Origin of the sequence: Streptacidiphilus jeojiensis (assembly GCF_042510965.1) — a bacterium.
In the GTDB taxonomy this organism is placed as follows: Bacteria; Actinomycetota; Actinomycetes; order Streptomycetales; family Streptomycetaceae; genus Streptacidiphilus; species Streptacidiphilus jeojiensis.
In genome coordinates this window covers 62,467-83,007 of record NZ_JBEUKS010000020.1, presented here as the reverse complement: position 1 = coordinate 83,007, position 20,541 = coordinate 62,467, and the positions used below count along the sequence as shown (strand labels likewise).

20 protein-coding genes are annotated in these 20,541 nt (G+C 74.0%); 11 read left to right on the top strand and 9 right to left on the bottom strand.

All coding sequences use genetic code 11. The features are described 5' to 3' along the window. Positions 1-5 precede the first annotated feature (5 nt). Positions 6-239 carry a sulfur carrier protein ThiS gene (gene thiS, locus ABUW04_RS37235; protein ID WP_380568757.1) on the bottom strand — a complete coding sequence of 78 codons (234 nt, stop codon included), beginning with the start codon at positions 237-239 and terminating at the stop codon, positions 6-8. Continuing rightward, positions 236-1,438, bottom strand: coding sequence for a glycine oxidase ThiO (gene thiO, locus ABUW04_RS37230; RefSeq protein WP_380568756.1), 1,203 nt, complete (start codon positions 1,436-1,438; stop codon positions 236-238). Before thiO ends, thiS begins: the two co-directional genes overlap by 4 nt. Positions 1,439-1,599: 161 nt before the next feature. Here thiO and ABUW04_RS37225 point away from each other — a divergent pair, with 161 nt between their 5' ends. Genes ABUW04_RS37225 through thiE form a run of 3 tightly spaced genes read left to right on the top strand, consistent with a single transcriptional unit; the run spans position 1,600 to position 3,869 of the window. Then, entirely contained in the window at positions 1,600-2,814 is a 1,215-nt protein-coding gene (locus tag ABUW04_RS37225) for an NAD(P)/FAD-dependent oxidoreductase (RefSeq protein WP_380568755.1), read from the top strand. A gap of 39 nt (positions 2,815-2,853) precedes the next feature. Then, positions 2,854-3,219 carry an Rv2175c family DNA-binding protein gene (locus ABUW04_RS37220; RefSeq protein ID WP_030248429.1) on the top strand — a complete coding sequence of 122 codons (366 nt, stop codon included), beginning with the start codon at positions 2,854-2,856 and terminating at the stop codon, positions 3,217-3,219. Then, the gene (thiE, locus tag ABUW04_RS37215) at positions 3,216-3,869 is read left to right on the top strand and encodes a thiamine phosphate synthase (protein ID WP_380568754.1); all 654 of its coding nucleotides are present in this window, start codon (positions 3,216-3,218) and stop codon (positions 3,867-3,869) included. Before ABUW04_RS37220 ends, thiE begins: the two co-directional genes overlap by 4 nt. An 81-nt stretch (positions 3,870-3,950) precedes the next feature. Here thiE and ABUW04_RS37210 read toward each other — a convergent pair whose 3' ends face one another. After that, positions 3,951-5,090, bottom strand: a complete 1,140-nt coding sequence (locus ABUW04_RS37210) for a polyprenyl synthetase family protein (protein ID WP_380568753.1) — start codon at positions 5,088-5,090, stop codon at positions 3,951-3,953. Positions 5,091-5,242: 152 nt separating this feature from the next. Between ABUW04_RS37210 and metF the strand changes: the two genes are divergently transcribed. Together metF and ABUW04_RS37200 are read left to right on the top strand one after the other, a co-directional pair. Beyond that, on the top strand, positions 5,243-6,160 hold the full coding sequence (gene metF, locus ABUW04_RS37205; RefSeq protein WP_030248425.1) for a methylenetetrahydrofolate reductase [NAD(P)H]: 918 nt from the start codon (positions 5,243-5,245) through the stop codon (positions 6,158-6,160). A 60-nt stretch (positions 6,161-6,220) separates the two neighbouring features. After that, a complete protein-coding gene (locus ABUW04_RS37200; protein ID WP_380568752.1) occupies positions 6,221-7,138 on the top strand; it encodes a hypothetical protein in 918 nt (305 codons plus the stop codon). Between the two features lie 18 nt (positions 7,139-7,156). On the opposite strand, the gene ABUW04_RS37195 is transcribed toward ABUW04_RS37200, so the two are convergent. Further along, on the bottom strand, positions 7,157-8,617 hold the full coding sequence (locus ABUW04_RS37195) for a phytoene desaturase family protein (RefSeq protein WP_380568751.1): 1,461 nt from the start codon (positions 8,615-8,617) through the stop codon (positions 7,157-7,159). Positions 8,618-8,648: 31 nt separating this feature from the next. Further along, entirely contained in the window at positions 8,649-9,221 is a 573-nt protein-coding gene (locus ABUW04_RS37190) for a TetR/AcrR family transcriptional regulator (protein WP_380568750.1), read from the bottom strand. A gap of 109 nt (positions 9,222-9,330) precedes the next feature. On the opposite strand from ABUW04_RS37190, the gene ABUW04_RS37185 reads away from it, so the two are divergent. Further along, positions 9,331-10,869, top strand: coding sequence for an MFS transporter (locus ABUW04_RS37185; RefSeq protein ID WP_380568749.1), 1,539 nt, complete (start codon positions 9,331-9,333; stop codon positions 10,867-10,869). On the opposite strand, the gene ABUW04_RS37180 is transcribed toward ABUW04_RS37185, so the two are convergent. Together ABUW04_RS37180 and yczR are read right to left on the bottom strand one after the other, a co-directional pair. Then, the gene (locus tag ABUW04_RS37180) at positions 10,769-11,392 is read right to left on the bottom strand and encodes a DUF4126 domain-containing protein (RefSeq protein ID WP_030248416.1); all 624 of its coding nucleotides are present in this window, start codon (positions 11,390-11,392) and stop codon (positions 10,769-10,771) included. The two genes, ABUW04_RS37185 and ABUW04_RS37180, sit on opposite strands and share 101 nt — an antisense overlap. Before the next feature lie 405 nt (positions 11,393-11,797). Further along, complete coding sequence (gene yczR, locus ABUW04_RS37175; protein WP_449341766.1) at positions 11,798-13,273, bottom strand: MocR-like transcription factor YczR; 1,476 nt, start codon at positions 13,271-13,273, stop codon at positions 11,798-11,800. Positions 13,274-13,471: 198 nt separating this feature from the next. Here yczR and yczE point away from each other — a divergent pair, with 198 nt between their 5' ends. From yczE to ABUW04_RS37150, 5 genes are all read left to right on the top strand, one after another. Beyond that, entirely contained in the window at positions 13,472-14,098 is a 627-nt protein-coding gene (yczE, locus tag ABUW04_RS37170; protein WP_380568807.1) for a membrane protein YczE, read from the top strand. A gap of 167 nt (positions 14,099-14,265) precedes the next feature. Beyond that, entirely contained in the window at positions 14,266-14,547 is a 282-nt protein-coding gene (locus tag ABUW04_RS37165; protein WP_232241983.1) for a DUF6504 family protein, read from the top strand. Between the two features lie 33 nt (positions 14,548-14,580). Beyond that, positions 14,581-15,165, top strand: coding sequence for an SAV_6107 family HEPN domain-containing protein (locus ABUW04_RS37160; RefSeq protein WP_380568747.1), 585 nt, complete (start codon positions 14,581-14,583; stop codon positions 15,163-15,165). A gap of 42 nt (positions 15,166-15,207) precedes the next feature. Beyond that, positions 15,208-15,960, top strand: coding sequence for a methyltransferase domain-containing protein (locus ABUW04_RS37155; protein ID WP_380568746.1), 753 nt, complete (start codon positions 15,208-15,210; stop codon positions 15,958-15,960). Between the two features lie 253 nt (positions 15,961-16,213). Continuing rightward, a complete protein-coding gene (locus ABUW04_RS37150) occupies positions 16,214-16,600 on the top strand; it encodes a DUF3040 domain-containing protein (protein WP_030248404.1) in 387 nt (128 codons plus the stop codon). Positions 16,601-16,687: 87 nt separating this feature from the next. On the opposite strand, the gene ABUW04_RS37145 is transcribed toward ABUW04_RS37150, so the two are convergent. Together ABUW04_RS37145 and ABUW04_RS37140 are read right to left on the bottom strand one after the other, a co-directional pair. Then, positions 16,688-19,153, bottom strand: coding sequence for a transglutaminase family protein (locus tag ABUW04_RS37145; RefSeq protein ID WP_380568745.1), 2,466 nt, complete (start codon positions 19,151-19,153; stop codon positions 16,688-16,690). After that, positions 19,150-20,511 carry a DUF58 domain-containing protein gene (locus tag ABUW04_RS37140; RefSeq protein ID WP_380568744.1) on the bottom strand — a complete coding sequence of 454 codons (1,362 nt, stop codon included), beginning with the start codon at positions 20,509-20,511 and terminating at the stop codon, positions 19,150-19,152. The genes ABUW04_RS37145 and ABUW04_RS37140 overlap by 4 nt, the downstream gene beginning before the upstream one ends. Between the last annotated feature and the right edge of the window lie 30 nt (positions 20,512-20,541).

The window sequence follows — 20,541 nt, the reverse complement described above, 5'->3', positions numbered from 1 at the left end:
GTCTGTCAGCCTCCCTGGACGGCGGTGAGGATCTCGACCCGGTCGTCGGCGGCCAGAGCCGTGGCGGACCAGGCGCCGCGCGGCACGACCGTCTCGTTGACGGCCGCGGCTATGCCGGAGGGCGCCGAGCTGAGCTCGGCGACGACCTCGGCCAGGGTGGTGCCGGGGGCGACCAGGCGCGGGTCGCCGTTGACGCGGATGGCGAGGGTCGCCGTCACGGGGGTCGCGGGGGGCGTCATGAGCTGGCCTCCAGGAGGGAGAAGCGGGCGGGGGTGAACGGGGCGGCCTCCGGCGGCAGCACGCCGGTGGCCAGGTAGGCGGAGACGGCGTCGGCGGTGACCGGGGTCAGCAGCACGCCGTTGCGGTGGTGACCGGTCGCGGCGACCAGGCCGGGCAGCGAGGTGGGCCCCAGCAGCGGGGCGTTGTCGGGGGTGCCGGGCCGCAGCCCGGCGCCGGTCTCCACCAGCGGCAGCTCGGTGATCCCGGGGACCAGCTCATGGGCGTCCCGCAGCAGCTCGTACACCCCGCCGGCGGTGACGGTGGTGTCGAAGCCCTGCTCCTCCATGGTCGCGCCGACGACCAGCTCGCCGTCCTCGCGCGGCACCAGGTAGAGGTGCACGCCGCGGACCACGGCCCGGAGGTTGCGGGAGAGGAACGGGCCGCCGGGCAGCGGCGCGCCCAGCGAGGTGGTCATCCGCAGCCGCAGGATCTGGCCCTTGACCGGGCGGACCGGCAGCCGCGCCTCCGGTGGCAGCCCGGGGACCTCCCCGGACCAGCTGCCGGCCGCGAGCACGGTCTGCCCGGCGGACAGCCGGGTGCCGTCCTCGGCGAGGGCGCCGACCACCCGGTCCTGAGCGTCCGTCAGCTCGATCCGGGCGGCCCGGGAGCGGTGGATCCGCACCCCGGCCGCGGTGCAGGCGCGCAGCAGCGCCGCGCCCAGCCGCCGCCCGTCCACCTGGTGGTCCCCCGTCACCAGCAGCCCGCCGCGGACCGAGGGCGCCAGCATGGGTTCGAGCCGGCGGCACTCGCGTCCGGTCAGCCACTCGGCCTCCAGGCCCAGCCGCTGCTGGAAGGCGTGCAGCTCGCGCAGTTCGGCGCGGTCGTCGGCGTCCAGCGCCGCGGCCAGGGTGCCGCAGGCCCGGTACCCGGTGGGCAGTCCGCTCGCGGCGGTCAGTTCGGCGGCGAAGGCGGCGTAGCGCTCGTTGGAGGCGATACCGAGGCGCAGCAGCTCCTCCTCGCCGTACTGCAGCTCGGTGACCGGCGCCAGCATCCCGGCGGCCACCCGGTTGGCGCCACGGCCCGGATCCGGGTCGAGCACGGTCACCGAGAGGCCGCGCTGGGCGGTCCGCCAGGCGGTGGCCAGGCCGATGATCCCGCCGCCGACGACCAGTACGTCGGTCGGTGCGTCGGTCGACACGTCGGTGTTGGTACGTGGCACAGGTGCCCACTCCCTTCGCCGGCATGACCCGGATCAGGTTCGGACGGTCGGAGGCCGGGGGCGCGGTCCGCCCTGCTGCCTCCCTCTCAGCCCGGTACGCCGGGCTCCCGTGGATGGTCCCCACAACTGTAGTCGTGCCTGCTCGGCCGTAGAGTGACGGGATGCGGATCGTCGTGGTCGGGGCCGGGATGGCCGGGGTGCAGACAGCGGTGGCGCTGCGGGACCAGGGGCACGAGGGGGAGGTGCTGCTGCTGGGCGCCGAGCCGCACCAGCCCTACGACCGGCCGCCGCTCTCCAAGGACGTGCTGCTCGGCAAGGCCGAGCACTCGCGCTTCGACATCGACTTCCCGGGCCGGGGCATCGAGTTGCTGCTCGGCCGCCGGGCCACTGGGCTGGACCCCGTACGGCGGGTGCTGGGCACCGACGGCGGGGAGCTGGAGTACGACCGGCTGGTGCTGGCGACCGGGGCCCGCCCGGTCGCCCTGCCCGGGCAGTCCGCGCGGACGCATCTGCTGCGCACCCATGACGACGCCGTCGCGCTGAAGGGCGCGCTGCGCCCTGGGGCCAGGATCGTGGTCGTCGGTGCCGGCTGGATCGGCGCCGAGGCTGCGACCGTGGCCCGGCGGCTGGGCTGCGAGGTCACCGTGGTCGAGGCGGCGCCGGTGCCGCTGGCCGGTGCGCTGCCGGCGGAGGTCACCGAGGGGATGCGCGGCTGGTACGCGGAGGCCGGCGTCGAGCTGCGGACCGGCGCCGCGGTCGGCGGCATCGTGGACGGGGACGTCCGGCTGGAGGGCGACCCCGGGGCGACGGTGCTGCTCACCGACGGCACCGAGCTGGGTGCGGACGCGGTGGTGGTCGGCATCGGCGCCCGGCCCGACACCGGCTGGCTCGACGGCTCCGGGATCGTCCTGGACGACCGGGGCGCGATCGCGGCCGACGACCGGCTGCGGACCTCGGCCGAGGGGGTGCTGGCCGTCGGCGACTGCGCCTCCTTCCCCTCCGCCCGCTACCGGACCCGGCTGATGGTGCACCACTGGGACAACGCGGTGCAGGGCGCCAGGGTCGCCGCCGCCAACGCGCTCGGCGGCGAGCAGCAGTACGACCCCGTTCCCTACTTCTGGTCCGAGCAGTTCGGCCGCATGGTCCAGTACGCCGGCCACCACTGCCCCGGCGACACCCTGCTCCGGCGCGGGGACCCGGAGGCCGCCGACTGGAGCGCGCTGTGGCTGCGCGACGGCGTCCCGGTGGCGCTGCTGGCGGTGGACCGCCCCCGCGACCTGGTCCAGGGACGCCGGCTGCTGGAGCGGCGGACTCCCCTCGACCCGGCGCTCACGGCCGACCCCGCGGTCCAGCTCAAGGCCGCTGTGCGGGCCTGATGGTGCGCGGGGGCGGCCGGGGATGGCAGTCTTGAGGGCGTGAGCCAGATTGATCCCAAGATTGACGCCCTGATTCCCGCGTGGATGAACGTCCCCGACATCGCCGAGCAGTGGGGGGTGGTGGTGACCAAGGTCCGGCGTCTCGTCGACGACGGCACCCTGCTCGCCGTCCGCCGCGGCGAGAACAACGCCCTGATGGTGCCGGCCGCCTTCATCGGCCCCAACGGCACCGTGAAGGGCATCTGCGGCCTGCTGACGCTGATGCACGACTCCGGGTTCACCGACGAGGAGATCCTGGAGTGGCTGTTCACCGAGGACCCGTCGCTGCCCGGCACCCCGGCCCAGGCCATGAACGAGAACCGCGGCACCGAGGTCAAGCGCCGCGCCCAGGCGATGGCGCTGTGAGCCGTTCGTCCGCGGTGGCTGCGCTGGACGAGGCCCGGCTCTACCTGTGCACCGACGCCCGGCGCGAGCAGGGGGACCTGCCCGAGTTCCTGGACGCGGTGCTGGCCGGCGGCGTGGACATCGTCCAGCTGCGGGACAAGGGGCTGGAGGCGCGGCAGGAGTTGGCGGCGCTGGAGGTCTTCGCCGAGGCCTGCCGTCGGCACGGGCGGCTGCTGGCCGTCAACGACCGCGCCGACGTGGCCCATGCGGCCCGCCCGGACGTGCTGCACCTGGGCCAGGACGACCTGCCGGTGGCCGCGGCACGGGCGATCCTCGGCGAGTCCGTTCTGATCGGCCGCTCCTGCCACGCCGAGGCGGAGGTGGACGCGGCGCTGACCGAACCGGGCGTCGACTACTTCTGCACCGGGCCGGTCTGGCCCACCCCGACGAAGCCTGGGCGGCACGCCCCGGGGCTGGAGCTGGTCTCCTACGCGGCCAAGCAGGCACCGGCGCGGCCTTGGTTCGCCATCGGCGGGATCGATGCCTCGAACCTGGACCAGGTCCTGGACGCGGGGGCGCGGCGGATCGTGGTGGTACGGGCCCTGACCGAGGCGGCGGATCCGTATGCTGCGGCGGAGGCTTTGGCGGAACGTGTTCGTCAGCGGGGCTGAACGTTTTCGCGCAGTTCCCCGCGCCCCTTTTTAGGGGCGCGGGGAACTGCGCGAACAGCAACCGTCCGCTGAGGCGAGCGCTCAGTACCGACGTGCGGTAGCCGCCCCCGCCAGCCGCCGCAGCACCCTCCGGGCCTCCGGCTCCACCAGCGGCGCAGCCTCCAACGCCGCCAACGCTTCCCCGCGGAGCGCGGCGATCCGCTGCTCGACCCGCTCCGGTGCGCCACTGCGCACGATCGCCGCCCGCAGCAGCCCCACCTCGTGGTCGCCCAGGTCCGGCGCCCCCAGCAGCTCGTCCAGCAGCCCGGCGTCCCCCGCCGAGCAGGCCGCCGAGGCCTCGGCCACCAGCAGCGTGCGCTTTCCCTCCCGCAGGTCGTCCCCAGCGGGCTTTCCGGTGACCTCAGGGTCGCCGAAGACGCCCAGCAGGTCGTCCCGGAGCTGGAACGCCTCGCCCAGCGGCAGCCCGAACGCGGCGTAGGCGGCCGTCAGGGCCGGATCCGCACCGGCGAGCAGCCCGCCGATCTGGAGCGGCCGCTCCACGGTGTACTTGGCCGCCTTGTAGTGCACCACCGTCCGGGCCCGGTCGATCGCGTCCTCGCGGTCCGCCCCGGTGAGGCCCGCGCTGGCCGGCTCCAGCAGGTCGAGGTACTGGCCCGCCATCACCTCGGTCCGCATCAGGTCGAACACCGGCTTGGCCCGGCGCACCGCCGCCAGCGGCAGCCCGCTGCCCCAGAGCAGTTCGTCGCACCAGGCCAGCAGCAGGTCGCCGAGCAGCAGCGCGGAGGCGGCCCCGAACCGCGCGCCGTCCCCGTGCCAGCCCTGCTCGCCGTGCAGGGCCTCGAATCGGCGGTGCACCGACGGCAGCCCGCGCCGGGTGGCGCTGCGGTCTATCAGGTCGTCGTGCACCAGCGCGCTGGCCTGCAGCAGCTCCAGCGCCGAGCAGGCGGCCACCGCGGCGTCGTCGTCCCGGGCGCCGCCGGCCCCGCGCCAGCCCCAGTAGCAGAAGGCTGGCCGCAGCCGCTTCCCGCCGCTGTCCAGGAACGCCCGGACGGTGCCGGTCAGCGGGCCCAGCTCCGGCGACACCGTCGCCAGCACCGCCTCCTGGCGGTCCAGGAAGCGCTCCAGGGTCCGGTCCACCCGGGAACGCAGCAGTTCCTCGTCGACCGGGCTGCCCGGAACGCGGGCGAGGTCGATCGGGGGGACAGGATGGGTGAGGGACACCGGCGGGCTCCGAGCGGGTACGGGAGCAGCCAGCGTAACGCGAGGGGTCCGCGGGTCCGGTGAGCGCATCCCCACCCGGAGCCCGCCCGGAGCGGTATCAGTAGGTGGACGGACGTTTCGGCATCGGTTCCACAGGCCGCTAATCTGCCTGCATGGCCCTCGGTACCTCAAGCGTCCGGCACGACAGCAAGCCCTCCATCCGGGAGCTCCTGGCGGCGGGCAAGTGCTCCTACTCCTTCGAGTTCATGCCGCCCCGCAGCGCGGAGGCGGAGGTCGGGCTGTGGAAGGCGATCCGGAGGCTGGAGGGTCTCGCGCCGACCTTCGTCAGCGTGACCTACGGCGCCGGCGGATCCACCCGCGGCCGCACCATCAACATCACCGGGCGGATCACCCAGGAGACGACGCTCACACCCGTCGCCCATCTGACCGCGGTCGACCACAGCGTCGCCGAGCTGCGCAACATCCTCGGCCACTACGCGGACCAGGGCGTGCGCAACATCCTGGCGCTGCGCGGGGACCCGCCGGGCGACCCGCTGGGCGAGTGGGTCAAGCACCCGCAGGGACCGGAGTACGCCTCCGACCTGGTGCGGCTGATCAAGGAGTCGGGCGACTTCTGCGTCGGCGTCGCCGCCTTCCCGGAGATGCACCCCCGGTCGTCCGACTGGGACGAGGACATCCGGCACTTCGTCGCCAAGTGCCGGGCCGGGGCGGACTACGCGATCACCCAGATGTTCTTCGACGTGGACGACTACCTGCGGTTCCGGGACCGGGTCGCGGCGGCCGGCTGCGACACCCCGATCATCCCGGAGATCATGCCGGTGACCTCGGTCCGCTCGCTGCGGCGCATCCCCACGCTCAGCAACGCGGTGATCCCGCAGCAGTTCGCCGACCGGCTGCTGGCGGCCGAGGAGGACCCCCAGGCGGTGCGCGCGATCGGCATCGACTACGCCACCGAGATGTGCCGCAGGCTGCTCGCCGAGGGCACCCCGGGGCTGCACTTCATGACCATGAACTTCTCGACGGTGACCACGGAGATCTATCAGAACCTCGGCCTTGACCGCAGGGGCTGAACGGTACCGTGGTGCGCAGGGGCACGGCCGTGCCCGTTGCAGGCAGAGGTAGGTAAGCCCGTGGGAGTCATCGGACTTGCGGTGCTCTACGCCGCGTTCGCGCTGGTCGCGCTGTGGCTGCTGGGGGAGCTGCTGCTGCAGCACCGGGCCGCGCCGCACTGGCGGGTGCTGGCGCTGGTCGGCTTCCTCGCGCTGGTGGCGGGTGTGGCGCAGGGGTCCCTGCCGCTGATCGGCGGCGGGGTGGTGGCCTTCGGCGCGGGCCAGTACCTGGTCACCCGCTCGGTGAAGACCGGCGCCGGCAGCCACTGGTCGCTCCGCTCCCCGGACGGGTCGCTGCCGGGACCGCTGGCCGGGGTGCCGCTGCTGGCGAGCGTCTTCCCGGCGGGCGAGCCCGCACCGGTTGGCGACGCGGACGGGCGCGGAGAGGCGGTCCGGGTCGGCGAGGTCGGCCCGATCGAGGAGGCGCCGCCGACGATCGCCTACGACCCCGCGGTCTTCGAGCAGGAGGCGGCGGGGGAGGACCCCCAGCAACTGCCCTACCCGGAGTACGCCGGGACCCCCTACGGCGAGGCCCCGTACGCCGAGCCGCAGTACGCCCAGGGCCAGTACGCCGAAGGCCAGTACGCAGAGGGCCAGTACGCCGGGACGCCCTACCCGGAGACCCCCTACACCGACTACCCGCAGCAGGACTACGGGTACCAGTACCAGGAGTACGCGCAGCCCGCGTACGCCCAGGCGCAGCCGCAGGTCCAGTACGACACCAACGGCTTCCCGGTCCAGTCGGCGGAGCAGCAGTACGCGCCGCAGGCCGACTACTCCTACGGCTACGAGCAGCAGCACCAGCAGCAGGCGCAGGCCTACGACCCCTCGGCCTCCTACGAGCAGCAGTACCAGTACGGCTACCAGCAGGAGCAGCCGCAGCCCGTCGAACAACCGCAGCCGGCCGGCCAGGAGACCTGGCAGCAGCAGTACGGCTGACGCCGGGCTGACGCCGGGTCACGGCGTGCCGATCAGCTCCGCGGTGACCGCCGCCGACATGCCCACCCCGGCCAGCCCGCCGCCCGGGTGCGCCGCGCCGCCGACCAGGTAGAGGCCGGCCCTGGCGGTGCGGTTGGCGGCGTGGAGCCAGTCGCCACCGCCGCCGGCCAGCGCCGGGCCGGGGACGGAGCCGCCGGTCGCACCGGTCCGGGCCTCGGTGTCGGCGGGGGTGCGGACCTCGCGCCACAGCACCCGCTCCCGCAGCTCGGGGGCGGCGTGGGCGAGGAAGGCGTCGGCGTAGGCCTCGGCGCGGCCGGCCGCGGTCCAGTCCAGCCGGCCGTGGGCCGGGACGGTCACCGTGAGCACGGCGGCCTCGTGCCCGGCGGGCGCGAGTGTCGCATCGTCAGGACGCAGCAGCTGCACGGTGGGGCGCTCGCACAGCCGCGGTGACTCGGAGAACAGCGCGTCCAGCTGGTCCAGCCGATCGGCGGCGTGCACGACGGTACGGTGCGCCGTCCCGGCGGGACGCGCGCCGCGCAGCGCGAGCAGCACGGTGAACCGGCCGGGCGCGGCCTCGGCGGTCGGCCGCTCGACGGCGGCGCCGAGCGCTCCCGGGTCGGTGTCGGCGACCACCACATCGGCGTCCAGCTTGCTGCCGTCCTCCAGCAGCACGCCGTCGACGCGATCGTCGTCGCCGAGCAGCTGCTGGACCCGGGTGTCGAAGCGCAGCTCCACCCGGCGCTGCTCGCAGCGGCGCAGCACCGCGTCGGCGAGGGCGCGCATCCCGCCGGTGACGTACCAGATGCCGAAGCTCTGCTCCATGTAGGGGATCGCGGTCAGCGAGGCGGGGGCCCGGCGCGGGTCGAAGCCGAAGCGCAGCGCGTACTCGTCCAGCAGCGCGGTCAGCCCGGGGTGGCGCAGTTCGCGTCCGGCGACGTCGGCCAGGCCCTGCGGCGGGAGCGGCCGGCGGGCGAACAGGCCGCGCCGGGTCGGCGGGAAGGGGTAGGGGTCCTGGTGCAGGGCTGACGGGTCGTCCGGCAGCGGTTCCTCCAGCAGCGGGCGGCGGGTGGCCTCCCACACCGCCCGTCCGCGCTCCAGCATCTCGCCCCAGCGCAGGCCAGCGCCGTCGCCCAGCGCCTGGTCCAGGGACTGGACCACCCGGGCCCGGGAGGCGTTGGCCAGTTCGACCGTGGTCCCGTCCGGCAGCCGGTGCACGGCGGCCGGCTCCACCGAGCTCAGCTCGACCTCGTCCTCCAGCCGGGTGCGGCCGGTCTTCAGCATCAGGTCGCGGTAGACGGCGGGCAGGGTGAGCAGGGTGGGGCCGGTGTCGAAGCCGAACCCCTCGCGCCGGTACTGCCCGACCATGCCGCCGTGGGTGGCGGCTGCTTCGCACACGGTGACCCGGTGGCCCACCGTGGCCAGCCGTGCCGCTGCCGCGAGCCCGCCCATACCTGCGCCGATGACGACGATTCGTGCCATGGGCACTGATCCTATGCGCCGCCGGGAGCGCTCAGTCCCGCACCCGCAGGCCGTCCATGATCAGGTCGATCAGCCGGTCGGCGTCGACCTCCTTGCCGCTGGTGCAGGCCCAGGTGACACCGCTGACCAGCATCATCACTTCCTTGATGACGACGTCGGAGCGGATCTGACCGCTCTGCTGAGCGCGGGCGAGCAGTTCCTCGGAGGTGCTGTGCAGCACCCGGGCCGGGGACTCCTTCTTGTACTTGTCCTCCGGCGGGATCAAGGCGTTCGAGAGGCCGCGGAACCTGTGGACGTGGGAGACCAGCCTGCGCAGCCACAGGGCGAAGGCCTCGGCCGGGTCGGCCGCCTGCAGCAGCGGTTCGGCCTCGGTCAGCACCGAGGCCATCCAGCGGTCCAGCACCGCGTCGATCAGGTCCTGCCGGACCGGGAAGTGCCGGTACAGGGTGCCGGGGCCGACGCCGGCGCGCTTGGCGATGTCGTCCAGGGAGGCGTCGGCGCCGTTCTCCAGGAACGCCTCGGTGGCGGCCGAGACCAGTCGCTCGTAGTTGCGACGGGCGTCGGCGCGCATCGGGCGGGCCGGTGGAGAGGGCGGCACGGTCATCGTTCATCCCAGGGTTGATAAACGGAGAGTATCTCCGTATCGTCGTTCTCGGAACCGGAGACTCTCTCCGCTTATGTTCCCTTCCTCGTCATGACCTCATGGGAGAGCCATGCCCGAGAACATCATCGCCCCCGTCACCGGCGCAACCCAAGACGTCCGGGCCGATCCGCCCGACCGGGAGCGTCCCGGGCAGCCACCGCGTCCGGGGCTCGCCCTCGCCGTGATCCTGATCTGCCAGCTGATGGTGGTCCTGGACGCCACCGTGGTCTCCATCGCGCTCCCCGGTATCCAGCGCAGCCTGCACTTCTCCGCGGCAGGGCTGTCCTGGGTGCCGAACATCTACCTGCTGACCTTCGGCGGGCTGCTGCTCCTCGGCGGCCGCGCGGGCGACATCCTCGGACGGCGGCGGCTGCTCACCGCGGGCATCGCCCTGTTCACCCTGGCCTCGCTGCTCGGCGGCCTGGCCACCACCCCGACCATGCTGCTGGTGGCCCGCGCCGCCCAGGGCGTCGGCGCGGCCGTGGCGGCGCCCAGCACGCTGGCCCTGATCGTCAGCAACTACCCGGACGCCGGGCAGCGGGCCCGGGCCATCGGGCTGTACTCCAGCATGTCGGCCGGCGGCGGCGCCGTCGGCATGATCCTCGGCGGAGTGCTGACCTCGGCCTTCTCCTGGCGCTCCGTCATGTTCATCAACATCCCGTTCGGGCTGGCGGTGGTGCTGCTCGCACCCAGGCTGATCCGCGAGCCGGAACGCCACCCGAGCCGCTTCGACCTGCCGGGCGCGGTCACCGCCACCCTCGGCAGCGCGTCACTGGTCTACGGCTTCATCCGGGCCGCCACCGCGGGCTGGGGCGCGGCCTCCACGCTCGGCTGCTTCGCGGCCGCCGTGCTGCTGCTCGGCGCGTTCGTGGTGATCGAGTCCCGCACCGCCCGGCCGCTGCTGCCGCTGCACCTGCTCACCCGGCGGGCCAGCGGCGGCGGTTACCTGGCCATGCTGATGCTGGCCGCGGGCATGTTCGGGATGTTCTTCTTCGTCACCCAGTACCTCCAGAACGTCCTCGGTTACAGCGCCCTGCAGACCGGCGCCGCGTTCCTGCCGCTGGTGCTGCTGCTCTTCGCCGGCGCGCGGATCGTCCCGAGGCTGGTGCCCAGGACCGGCGCGCGGCCCTTCCTCTACGGGGCGCCGGTGCTGCTCGCCGCCGGGCTGCTGCTGCTCAGCCGGGTCGGCGCCGACACCGGCTTCGCCCCGGGCATCCTGGTGCCGATGGTGCTGTTCGGCCTGGGCGCGGGCTGCACCATGGTGCCGCTGAGCCTCACCATCCTGAGCGGGGTCCGGCCGGAGGAGTCCGGTGCGGCCGCCGGGACGCTGCAGTCCATGCAGCAGATGGGCGGAGCGCTGGGCACCGCGCTGCTGCTGACGGTGTTCGCCTCGGCCACCCGGCACTCCGGCGGACGCTCCCCGCACGCCCTGTTCGCGCACGGGGTGGCCGACGCGATGGGCGTTGCGGCGTTGTTCGTCGCCGTCGCGCTGCTGCTGATCGTGGCGGTCATCCGCCCGAGCGGACGTCCGCGTCCTGACGCGGCAGGGCCCGTCGCTGCCGGCGCTCCCGCCGCCGTATCCGGTAGCGGCGGATCCGGGAGTAGGTGAAGCCGACGATCAGTACGCCGATCAGCAGCAGCACCCCGGCGATGATCGCGGCGGGCACCGGGTGGAACAGCGCCAGCGTCACCAGGCTCGCGACCGAGAACTCCTCGAACAGGCTGACCGCTATGTTGCTGAACGGCTCGGGGGAGGTGTTCACCCCCATCCGGATTCCGCTCTTGACCAGATGGCTGACCAGCGCGGTGGTGCCGCCCATGGCCGCGGCGGCGAGCGAGGCCAGCGAGTCGTGGGCGTGCCCGGCGATCAGCGCGGCCACCACGGCCCCGGCGACCGGGCGGATCACGGTGTGCACCGCGTCCCAGGCCGAGTCCAGATAGGGGATCTTGTCGGCCACCACCTCGCAGAGGCACAGCAGCGCGGCGGCCACCAGCACGTCCGTCCGCTCCAGGCCGGGCGGGACGCTGCTGACGCCGTCGTAGCGGCCGAACAGGCCGAGCAGCAGCACCACGGCGTAGGCGTTGATGCCGCTGGCCCAGCTGCTGGTGAAGATCAGTGGAATGACCGACACGGTGGATCCCCCTTACCCGTGGGTCAACGGTGCACGCTCACCGTAACCGACGCCACCGACAACGGGCCCGTTCCCCGGGGCGATCACTGAGTACCCGTACTCAGTTCTACCCATGCGGATGGATGAGTAGAAGCGCGGATACCCCCCGACCTGCGCAAAGGGCAGAGTATGGAGCACCGGGAAGCACCGGTGACGGACTGGTTCGGGACCGCACCGCCGACACGGGGCGGCGGAGCGGGACCCGGCCAGAGGCGACACGGACACGTCGCCGTCCGGCCTCCTCGCAGGGGGAGGGGCAGGGGGATCCGGGGGGATCACGGGGGGAACGGGTGGGGCGGTGCCTGCAGGCCGGCGGAACGATCCGCCGGGACGCAGACACCGTCCCTTCCCCGTAGGCCGATCCGTTCAGAGCAGCGAGAACTCCACCGGTCCCGCCGTGCCGGCGCCGGTCCCGGCCGCGCTCGCCGCGGCGAGGCGGCGGACGGCCTCGCGCAGCACCTCCGGCGGCTGGGCGTAGGGCAGCCGGACGAAGCGCTCCAGCACGCCGTCGACGCCGAAGCGCGGGCCGGAGCCGATCCAGACGCCGAAGCGCTGGGCCGCCTCGGCCAGTGCGCTGCCGCCCATCCCGCCGTCCCCGGTCCGGACCCAGAGCGACAGGCCGCCCTGCGGCATCCGGAAGGTCCAGTCGGGCAACTCGGTCCGGAGCGCGGTGGTGAGCGCCTCGCGCTGCTCCCGGTTCCGGTCCCGCTGGAAGGCCAGCACCTCGGGCAGGCACTCGGCCAGCAGATGACGGACCGCCAGCTGTTCGACCACCGGCGAGCAGACGTCCAGGCTGGCCCGGTCCGCGCAGATGCGGCGGATCAGGTCGGGGGCCGCCCTGATCCAGCCGATCCGCAGGCCGCCCCAGAAGGTCTTGCCGGCCGAGCCGACGGTGATCGCCGTGCCGCTCCGGTCGAAGGCGGCCATCGGGAGCACCGGGGGGACGTCGTCGATGGCCATCTCCGCTATGGTCTCGTCCACGATCAGCCGGGTGCCGGTGGTCCGGGTCAGGGCGGCCAGCTCGCGGCGCTGCTGATCGGACATCAGCAGGCCGGTGGGGTTCTGGAAGTCGGGGATGACGTACGCGAGCGCGGGCGCGGCCTCGCGCAGGGTGCGGCTCCAGGCGTCCATCGACCAGCCCTCCTGGTCCAGCGGGACCGGCACCGCCCGGCCGCCGACGAAGCGGATCGCCTGCAGCGCGTTGGCGTAGCTGGGCGACTCCACCGCGATCCGCTCGGCCGGTCCGCCGAGGGCGCGCAGCAGCAGCGTCAGCGCGGCGGAGGCGCCGCTGGTGATCATGATCTGGTCCGGGGTGGTGGGCAGACCGCGCTGGGCGAAGCGCTCGGCGACGGCCTCCCTGAGCACCTGCAGCCCGGCCGGGAAGGTGCCGTGGGTCCGGGTGTAGGCGGGCAGTTCGGCGACGGCGGCGGTCATCGCCCTGGTGATCCAGGGCTCGGCGGCCGGCCGCGCGGCGATGCCCAGGTCGATCACCCCGCCCCGGTCGGTCGGGTACGGCGAGAGGCCGGCCACCGGCATCGGCCGTCCCTCGGGCAGCGCGGTCCAGCTGCCGGAGCCCCGACGGCTCACCAGGAAGCCCTCGTCGCGCAGCAGTTCGTAGGCGGCGGCCACGGTGGTCCGGCTCAGGCCCAGCACCGTGCACAGCTCGCGTTCGGCCGGGAGCCGGGTCTCCACCGACACGCGTCCGTCCAGGACCAGTGTGCGCAGCGATCCGGCCAGGGCGCGGTAGGCGGGTTCGCGCGACCGCTGCCAGCTGCCCAGCGCGCGGTCCAGCTGGGTCGCGCCGATGGAGGAGCGAACGACCACGACCAGTCCACCTCTCATTGATTGGCCCTGGAAGGCCGGTCCACTTTCCCCCAGGGTGGCATCAGTACCCGAGGAATCCAAGGGGGGCCACCCGTGCACCGACCGACCGCCGACCGACCGCTCCGACTGTTCCGACCGCTCCGGAACCGACCGCCCGCGCAGCTGGCCCGCCGGCTGGTCCAGCTCTACGTCGGCCTGGCCCTGTACGGGGCGAGCATGGCGCTGCAGATCCGCGCCGCGCTGGGGCTGGACCCGTGGGACGTCTTCCACCAGGGCCTGACCAGGCACATCGGGCTGTCCTTCGGCACCATCACCATGATCGTCGGCGCGGCCGTACTGCTGCTGTGGATACCACTGCGGCAGCGCCCGGGCCTCGGCACCGTCAGCAACGTCTTCGTCATCGGCCTGTCGGTGGACGCCGCGCTCGCGCTGCTGCCGACCCCGCACGGAGTCCCGCTGCGGATCTGCCTGCTGATGGCGGGGATCGTGCTCAACGGCATGGCCGGCGGCCTCTACATCGGCGCCCGTTTCGGTCCGGGCCCGCGCGACGGCCTGATGACCGGCTTCTGCCGCCGGACCGGACGCTCGGTCCGGCTGGTCCGCACCACCATCGAGGTCACCGTGCTGGTGGTCGGGGTGCTGATGGGCGGCAGCGTCGGCATCGGCACGGTGGCCTACGCGCTGGCCATCGGCCCGCTGGTGCAGATCTTCCTGCCGCTGTTCACCGTGCCGGGCGGCCCGTCCGCGGCGGGGTCCGGGCCGGAGGCGGCCACCTCCGCCCCCGCCCCCGCCCCCGCGCTCGAACGCGAACTCGTCGAGCCCGCAGAGCCCGTGGCCCGGTAGCGGCCGGCGGCCCCGGCCGGATTGTCAGTGGTGGGGTGCAGCATGGCGCTGAGGGTCCGACCCGGGGCCTGCGGCATTGACGCAGGCCCGTGGGTGGGGGCTACCCTGAGGTTGTTCGAACGTAGATTCGAATAAGCGTCGATGGCAGGGAGAGGGAGGTGGCCGCGATGGCGGGGATGCCGAGCAGCACCGCGCGTGGGGCAGGACAGGCCGACCCGATCGAGGTCAGGGGCGGCCAGGAGCAGCCCACGCACTTCCTCTGGCGGGACCGGGTCTACGCCGTGCGCGAGGTGCTCGGCCACTGGACCGGGGGCCGCGAGGTGTGGCGGGTGCAGGCCAGCCCGGGCCGCTGCTTCGCCAGCGACGTGTACGACCTCAGCCTCGACCGCGCCGCCGGGCGCTGGACTCTCACCCGTACGCCGCTGCCGCGTACGCCGACGCCCGCCTGACGGCCGGATTCGAACGGGAGGACTGAACCAGCCATGAGCGACAAGGTGATCCCCACAGCACAGGTGCTGCAGTTGCCGCTGCAGGCGGCCAACCCGGCCGGTCCCGCCAACCCCGCCGGCCGGGTCGACTCCGCGGCCAGGCCCTACCGTCCGCCCTCGGACGTGCATCCGGTGCTGCGCCGGGCCGGGGCGCCGCCGGCCGCGCTGGACCTGCTGGCCCAGGCCTACCGGGGCCTGGACGAGGCCCGGAGCATGGAGGGTCCGCTGGAGCGCTACGCGGTGGCCCATCTCGCCGCGCTGCGGGCCTCGGCCGCGGTGCTCGCGGTGCGCGGGGTTCCCGAGGAGAGCCCGCGCAAGCGCGGCCGGATCCGCAGCGCCTGGGAGGTGCTGCCCGAGGTCGCCCCGGAGCTGGCCGAGTGGGCGGTCTACTACGCGGCGGGCGCCCCCAAGCGCGCCGCGGCTGAGGCCGGCATCGCCTCGGCCGCGACCATGCGCGACGCCGACGACCTGATCCGCAACACCGCGCTGTTCGTCCGGATGGTGCAGCGGCTGGTCGCGCTCAACCCGGTCCGCAGCACCGAGGCTTCGGAGGGCTCCACCGACCAGCGCGCGGTCTAAGGTTGGGGCAGCCAGATCCAGAACCTCCCGAGGAGCCCCTCCGTGTACCCGACCCGCCCCCGCAGTTCTCTCCGGACCGCCGTGGTGTGGGAGGTGGTCAGCGCCGCTCTCGCCCGCCGGGCCGGGGAACTGGGCCGACCGGTGCTGGACGTCCTGGACACCGGCGGCGGCACCGGCAACTTCGCCGTGCCGGTGGCCCGGCTCGGACACCGGGTCACCGTGGTCGACCCCAGCCCGGACGCGCTGTTCGCCCTGGAGCGGCGGGCCGCCGAGGCCGGGGTCACCGATCTGGTGCGGGCCCTGCAGGGGGACACCCAGACCCTGGCCGACCTGGTCGAGCCCGACAGCGTCGACGCGGTGCTCTGCCACGGGGTGCTGGAGGTCGTCGACGACCCGGCCGAGGCGCTGGGCCAGCTCACCGCCGGGCTGCGCAAGGGTGGACTGGTCAGCCTGCTCGCGGCCAACCGCAACGGCGCGGTGCTGGCCCGGGCCATCGCGGGCCACTTCGCCGAGGCCCGGACCGTCCTGGACGACCCGGACGGCCGATGGGGCGGCAACGACCCGATGCCGCGCCGTTTCACCGTCGAGGAGCTGCGCGTGCTGGCCGAGGGCGCGGGGCTGCGGGTCGCCGAGGTGCACGGCGTACGGATCTTCGCCGACCTGGTCCCCGGGGTGCTGGTGGACACCGAACCCGGCGCGGTCGAGGCGCTGCTGGCGCTGGAGCAGGCGGCCGCCGCCCAGCCCGCCTTCCACGCCATCGCCACCCAGCTGCATCTGCTCGCCGAACTGGACTGACGCAGCGGCGCACCTCACAGCGGCTCACAGCGACCTTGGAAACTTCGGTGCCGTTCCGGCCGTTCTAGGGATGGCTCCGATGGCGCACCGTGCCCCAAAAAGGCACGGTCGACCGTATGATTCGGGTAAAGCCAGCAAGGCATGACAGACCTGCCGGTGGGGCATAACGCAACACAAGCGGGATCCAGGGAGGACTGTCTGTCCTGACGGGGACGGCGGCGGTCGCCAGCAGCGACCAGAGTAGGAGGACGACGTGCCGCTCTCGGAGCACGAGCAGCGTCTGCTCGAGCAGATGGAGCGAGCGCTGTACGCCGAGGACCCCAAGTTCGCGACAGCGCTTGAAGGTACCGGCCTGCGCGCCCGTAGCCGCCGGACGATGTACGCGGCCGCGGCGGGCTTCGTGGTGGGTGTGGCCCTGCTCATGGGTGTCGCCGTGACCGGGCTCTGGTGGATGGGCGTGGTGGGCTTCGCGGTCATGCTGGCCTGCGCCGCGATCGCGTTCACCGCCTGGCGCCGGGCCCCCAGGATCGGTGTCGCCGACCCGCGCACCGGGGCGCCGCTGCGCAGGCGCAAGACCGGCGTGGTGGACCGCATGGAGCAGCGCTGGCAGCGCCGCCACGACGAGCAACGCGGCGCCTGACCGGCGGAAGCACCGGACGGAGCAGGACCCGAACAGCAGAAGGCCCGGGGCCGGCAGCGGAAGCTGCCGGCCCCGGGCCTTCCCGGCTCACTGCTCCTCGCCGTCCTCCGTCCGGCGCCCGCGCCACCGCAGCCGGTCGGTCAGCGACTGCCAGCTCTCCCGCAGCCCGCGCACCAGCCGGGCCGAGGAGGGCGGGAAGAGCACGGCGCGGATCCGCACCGAGGGGCGGGCCGAGGCGCGCAGCCCGTGCCGTACCGCCCTGACGTCCTGGCGCAGCGCGGTCGGCGGGGACGAGCTGGGCGCGTACAGCACCTGTTCGGTGGCCAGCGCCAGCCGTCCGGCCGCCGCCCTGGGCTCCTCCTCCAGGGCCCCCAGCTCGACGATCCTGGCCACGGTGCGCCGGGGCGTCTCGGCCTCGTCCGGGGGGATGCCGACGTCCCAGGCGGAGTCGATCATCTCGCGCCAGACCAGCAGCACCTGCTGGTCGCTCAGCTCCAAGGCCGTGCCACCGCGGCGCGGCGCGGGCGCCCCGGCCGTGGCCCCGGCGGCGCCGGGGCCGCCGGGGCCTCCGGAGCCGCCGCCGGGGCCGTGCGGCAGCCGTCGGCGCAGCCGGTGGCTGCGGGCCCGCAGCCGCCACAGCATCGGGGTGAGCAGGATCAGCACCAGCAGGCCAGCCAGCACCAGACCGGTCAGCTCCAGCGGGGTCGGCCAGGACGAGCCGGTGCCGGTGCCGGTGGCGCCGGTGGCCGAGTCCTGGCCGCAGAAGCCCGCCCGGCGCTCCTGCACCGGGCAGCCGGCGCTGGTGCTGGCGGTGGGTCCGGTGGAGGTGCTGGTCTGGGTCGGCGCGGTCGAGGCGGCCGAGGTGCCGCCGGAGGTGGTGGCCACGGTGTAGTCGGGGGTGAAGCCCACGTGCGGGGTCGGCTCGAAGCGGATCCAGCCGACTCCGGAGAAGTAGAGCTCCGGCCAGGCGTGGGCGTTCTTGGTGCCGACCTTCCAGCTGCCGTCCGACTGCTGCTCACCGGGGGTGAAGCCGATGGCCACCCGGGCCGGGATGCCCAGCGAGCGGGCCATCGCGGCCATCGTCCCGGCGAAGTGGACGCAGAAGCCCTTGCGGTTGCGCAGGAAGTCCACCATGGCGTTGCTGCTGGTGTCGTCCTTCACGGTGGTGTCGTAGGTGAAGCCGCCGGTGGTGGTGAACCAGTTCTGCAGGGCCACCGCCTTGTCGTAGGCGGTGGTGGCGCCGTGGGTGACCGAGACGGCGGTGTCGTGGATCACCGTGGGGAAGTTCTTCGGCAGCGCCAGATAGGTCTTGGTGATGTCGGCCGGGGCCGGCCCGGCCGCCTTGAGGGCGTCCTCGGACGGGTCCAGCGCCAGGCTGTTGACGGTGTACTGGAGGCCGCCGGCGTTCTGGCCGCCGTCGCCGATCAGGGTCCGGCCCTCGGGCTCGTACTTCCAGTCGCCGGGCACCTGGACCGAGGTCGCCGGGTAGGGCATCGGCAGCCACTGCTGGACGTAGCCGGACTCGGTGCTGATCCTGGTCTGCACCGCCGTCTCGGGGGTGTTGTTGTCCAGGCCGGTCGGGTAGGGCAGCGGGTTGGGCACGTTCTGGACCTGGTGCTCGCTGGGGGTCCAGGCGACGCCGTTGAAGTCGTCCAGGTCGACGATCCGCAGGTACTGGTCGCCGGGGCTCTGCGAACTGGTGGTGTAGGTCAGGATGTTGACGTTGACGCTCTTGTTGAGCGAGGCGCCCAGCGAGGCCAGCGGGTTGACCGCGGTGATGATGTCGCCGTCCGAGCCGATCCCGCCGCCGCCGTGGCCGAGCCGGCCCACCAGGCCGGTGCCCAGGCCGGGCAGCGCCAGCGGCAGCAGCAGCCCGATGGCCAGGGCGGCTCCGGCGATCCGGTAGCCGGTGCTGCTGAGCGGGTTGCCGCCGGTGGTCCCGGCCAGGGTGGCCGGGGTGCCGTGGAAGACCCGGCCCCAGCGGGACAGCCGGTCCTGGCCCTCGGCCATCAGCAGCGACAGGTAGCCGAAGGCGGAGAGCAGGAAGTACAGCCACAGCGCGCCGTGCGGATGCAGCCCGGTGCCGACCGAGTACAGCGCCAGCAGCGGCAGCCCGGCCAGCGCCACCCGCTGGTAGGTGGCCACCAGCGCGTCCACCACCAGCCCGATCAGCACCACCGAGCCGACCAGGATCAGCCGCAGTCCCTCGTGGGCCGGCGCCGGGGCGGCGTACTGGCCCATGTCGGTGATGCCGTCGCTGATCTCGCCGGTCAGGGTCTGCCAGGCGCCCGGGCCCGGCAGTATCCCGCCGACGGCGGTGCTGCTCGCGTAGAACAGCGTCAGCAGCAGCACGATCAGCAGCAGTTGGGCCAGCGGGACCAGCGGTCGCGGCACCGCGAGCCGGCGCAGTCCCAGCCCGGCCGCGGTGACCAGGGCGATCACGAAGGCGGCCTGGATCAGCCAGTAGGCGGGGGTGATCAGCGGCCACAGGCACAGCGCCGTCAACAGGGTCGCGGCGGCGCCGGAGAACGCGATCCGGGTACGCCCGTTCATGCGAGGCCCCTCTCCTGGGACGGCTGCTGGGACGGCTGGGCCTTGCGGAAGGACTCCGGCCGGAAGGACTCCGCGGGCTGGTACGAGCCGGGGACCGAGGAGCGGCCGGCCCGCTGCCACAGGTCGGGCAGCGAGTCGCCGGAGCGGGCCGCCAGCACGGTCCAGCCGGCCTCGTGCAGCAGCCGGACCTGGTCGGATCCGGCGGGCGCGGGGCCGGCCGGGGCGACCGCGTCGGCGGCCAGACCGCGCAGGGTCCAGCTGGGGCTGTCCAGCAGCACCGCCACCGCGGTCGCGGTGCGCCGGCGCAGCCGGGAGAGCTCGGCCAGCTGCTCGTCCTCCAGCGAACCGAGCAGCGCCACCACCAGGCCCTCGCCGCCGAGGCGGAGCACCTCCTCGGCCGGGGCCAGGCCCTGGCCCTCGGAGAGCTGCACCATCGCCAGGGTGTCCAGCAGCAGTCCGGCGGCCTCCTCGGAGGCCCCGCCGAGGCCGCTGCCGCCGGCCCCGGTCACCGCGTCCCCGGTGTCGGTGAGCAGGCGTACCGCGTAGCCGCGCTCCAGCAGGTGCAGGCTGATCGAGGCGGCGGCGCTGACGGCCCATTCGAACGAGGAGGCCGGGCCGTTGCCCCGGTGGCCCGCGGACCTGGTGTCCAGCAGGACGGTGGCGCGGCTGCGCAGCGGCTGCTCCTCGCGACGGACCATCAGCTCGCCGTACTTGGCGGTGGAGCGCCAGTGCACCCGGCGCAGGTCGTCGCCGTGCCGGTACTCGCGCGGCACCACGTCGTCCTCGCCGGCCAGGGCGACGGCCCTGGAGTGGCTGTCGCCGTAGCCGGTCCACTCGCCGGTGAGCCTGACCGGGGCCAGCCGCTGCACCTGGGGGACCACGGTGAGGGTGTCGGCGGCGGTGAACGAGCGGGTCAGCTCGCACAGTCCGAAGGGATCGCCCAGGCGCAGCTGGAGCGGGCCGAGCGGATAGCGTCCGCGCAGGTCGGAGCGGACCCGGTAGGACACCTCGCGGTGCCCGCGGGGCTCCACCCGGTCCAGCACGAAGCGTGGGCGCGGTCCGAGCACGTAGGGGACCTTGTCCTCCAGCATCAGCAGCCCGGTGGGTACCCGGGAGACGTTGTCGACCCGCAGGTGCACCCGGGCCTCCTGTCCGGCCGGGGTGCGCGAGGGCGTCAGCCGCCGCCCGCTGGCGACCCGGTACCGGGTGCGCATCAGCATCAGCACGCTGACCAGCGGGAGTGCGGCGAGCAGCAGCGCGATCTTGAGCAGGGCGGGCTGGCCGAGCAGGTAGGAGCAGAGCGCGGCGGTGATCCCGGCGGCCAGGAAGGAGCGGCCGCGGGTGGTCAGTCCGCGCATCCCGGTGCGGAAGGTGCTGCCCCGGCCCGC

What these genes read in the sequence shown, in the direction of transcription:
- ABUW04_RS37145 (WP_380568745.1), bottom strand. Translation starts at nt 19,153, where the DNA reads ATGAACGGGCGTACCCGGATCGCGTTCTCCGGCGCCGCCGCGACCCTG.
- metF (WP_030248425.1), top strand. Translation starts at nt 5,243, where the DNA reads ATGGCCCTCGGTACCTCAAGCGTCCGGCACGACAGCAAGCCCTCCATC.
- ABUW04_RS37225 (WP_380568755.1), top strand. Translation starts at nt 1,600, where the DNA reads ATGCGGATCGTCGTGGTCGGGGCCGGGATGGCCGGGGTGCAGACAGCG.
- ABUW04_RS37185 (WP_380568749.1), top strand. Translation starts at nt 9,331, where the DNA reads ATGCCCGAGAACATCATCGCCCCCGTCACCGGCGCAACCCAAGACGTC.
- yczR (WP_449341766.1), bottom strand. Translation starts at nt 13,273, where the DNA reads ATGAGAGGTGGACTGGTCGTGGTCGTTCGCTCCTCCATCGGCGCGACC.
- ABUW04_RS37140 (WP_380568744.1), bottom strand. Translation starts at nt 20,511, where the DNA reads ATGCGCGGACTGACCACCCGCGGCCGCTCCTTCCTGGCCGCCGGGATC.
- ABUW04_RS37195 (WP_380568751.1), bottom strand. Translation starts at nt 8,617, where the DNA reads ATGGCACGAATCGTCGTCATCGGCGCAGGTATGGGCGGGCTCGCGGCA.
- ABUW04_RS37160 (WP_380568747.1), top strand. Translation starts at nt 14,581, where the DNA reads ATGAGCGACAAGGTGATCCCCACAGCACAGGTGCTGCAGTTGCCGCTG.
- thiS (WP_380568757.1), bottom strand. Translation starts at nt 239, where the DNA reads ATGACGCCCCCCGCGACCCCCGTGACGGCGACCCTCGCCATCCGCGTC.
- yczE (WP_380568807.1), top strand. Translation starts at nt 13,472, where the DNA reads ATGGCGCTGCAGATCCGCGCCGCGCTGGGGCTGGACCCGTGGGACGTC.
- ABUW04_RS37165 (WP_232241983.1), top strand. Translation starts at nt 14,266, where the DNA reads ATGGCGGGGATGCCGAGCAGCACCGCGCGTGGGGCAGGACAGGCCGAC.
- ABUW04_RS37190 (WP_380568750.1), bottom strand. Translation starts at nt 9,221, where the DNA reads ATGACCGTGCCGCCCTCTCCACCGGCCCGCCCGATGCGCGCCGACGCC.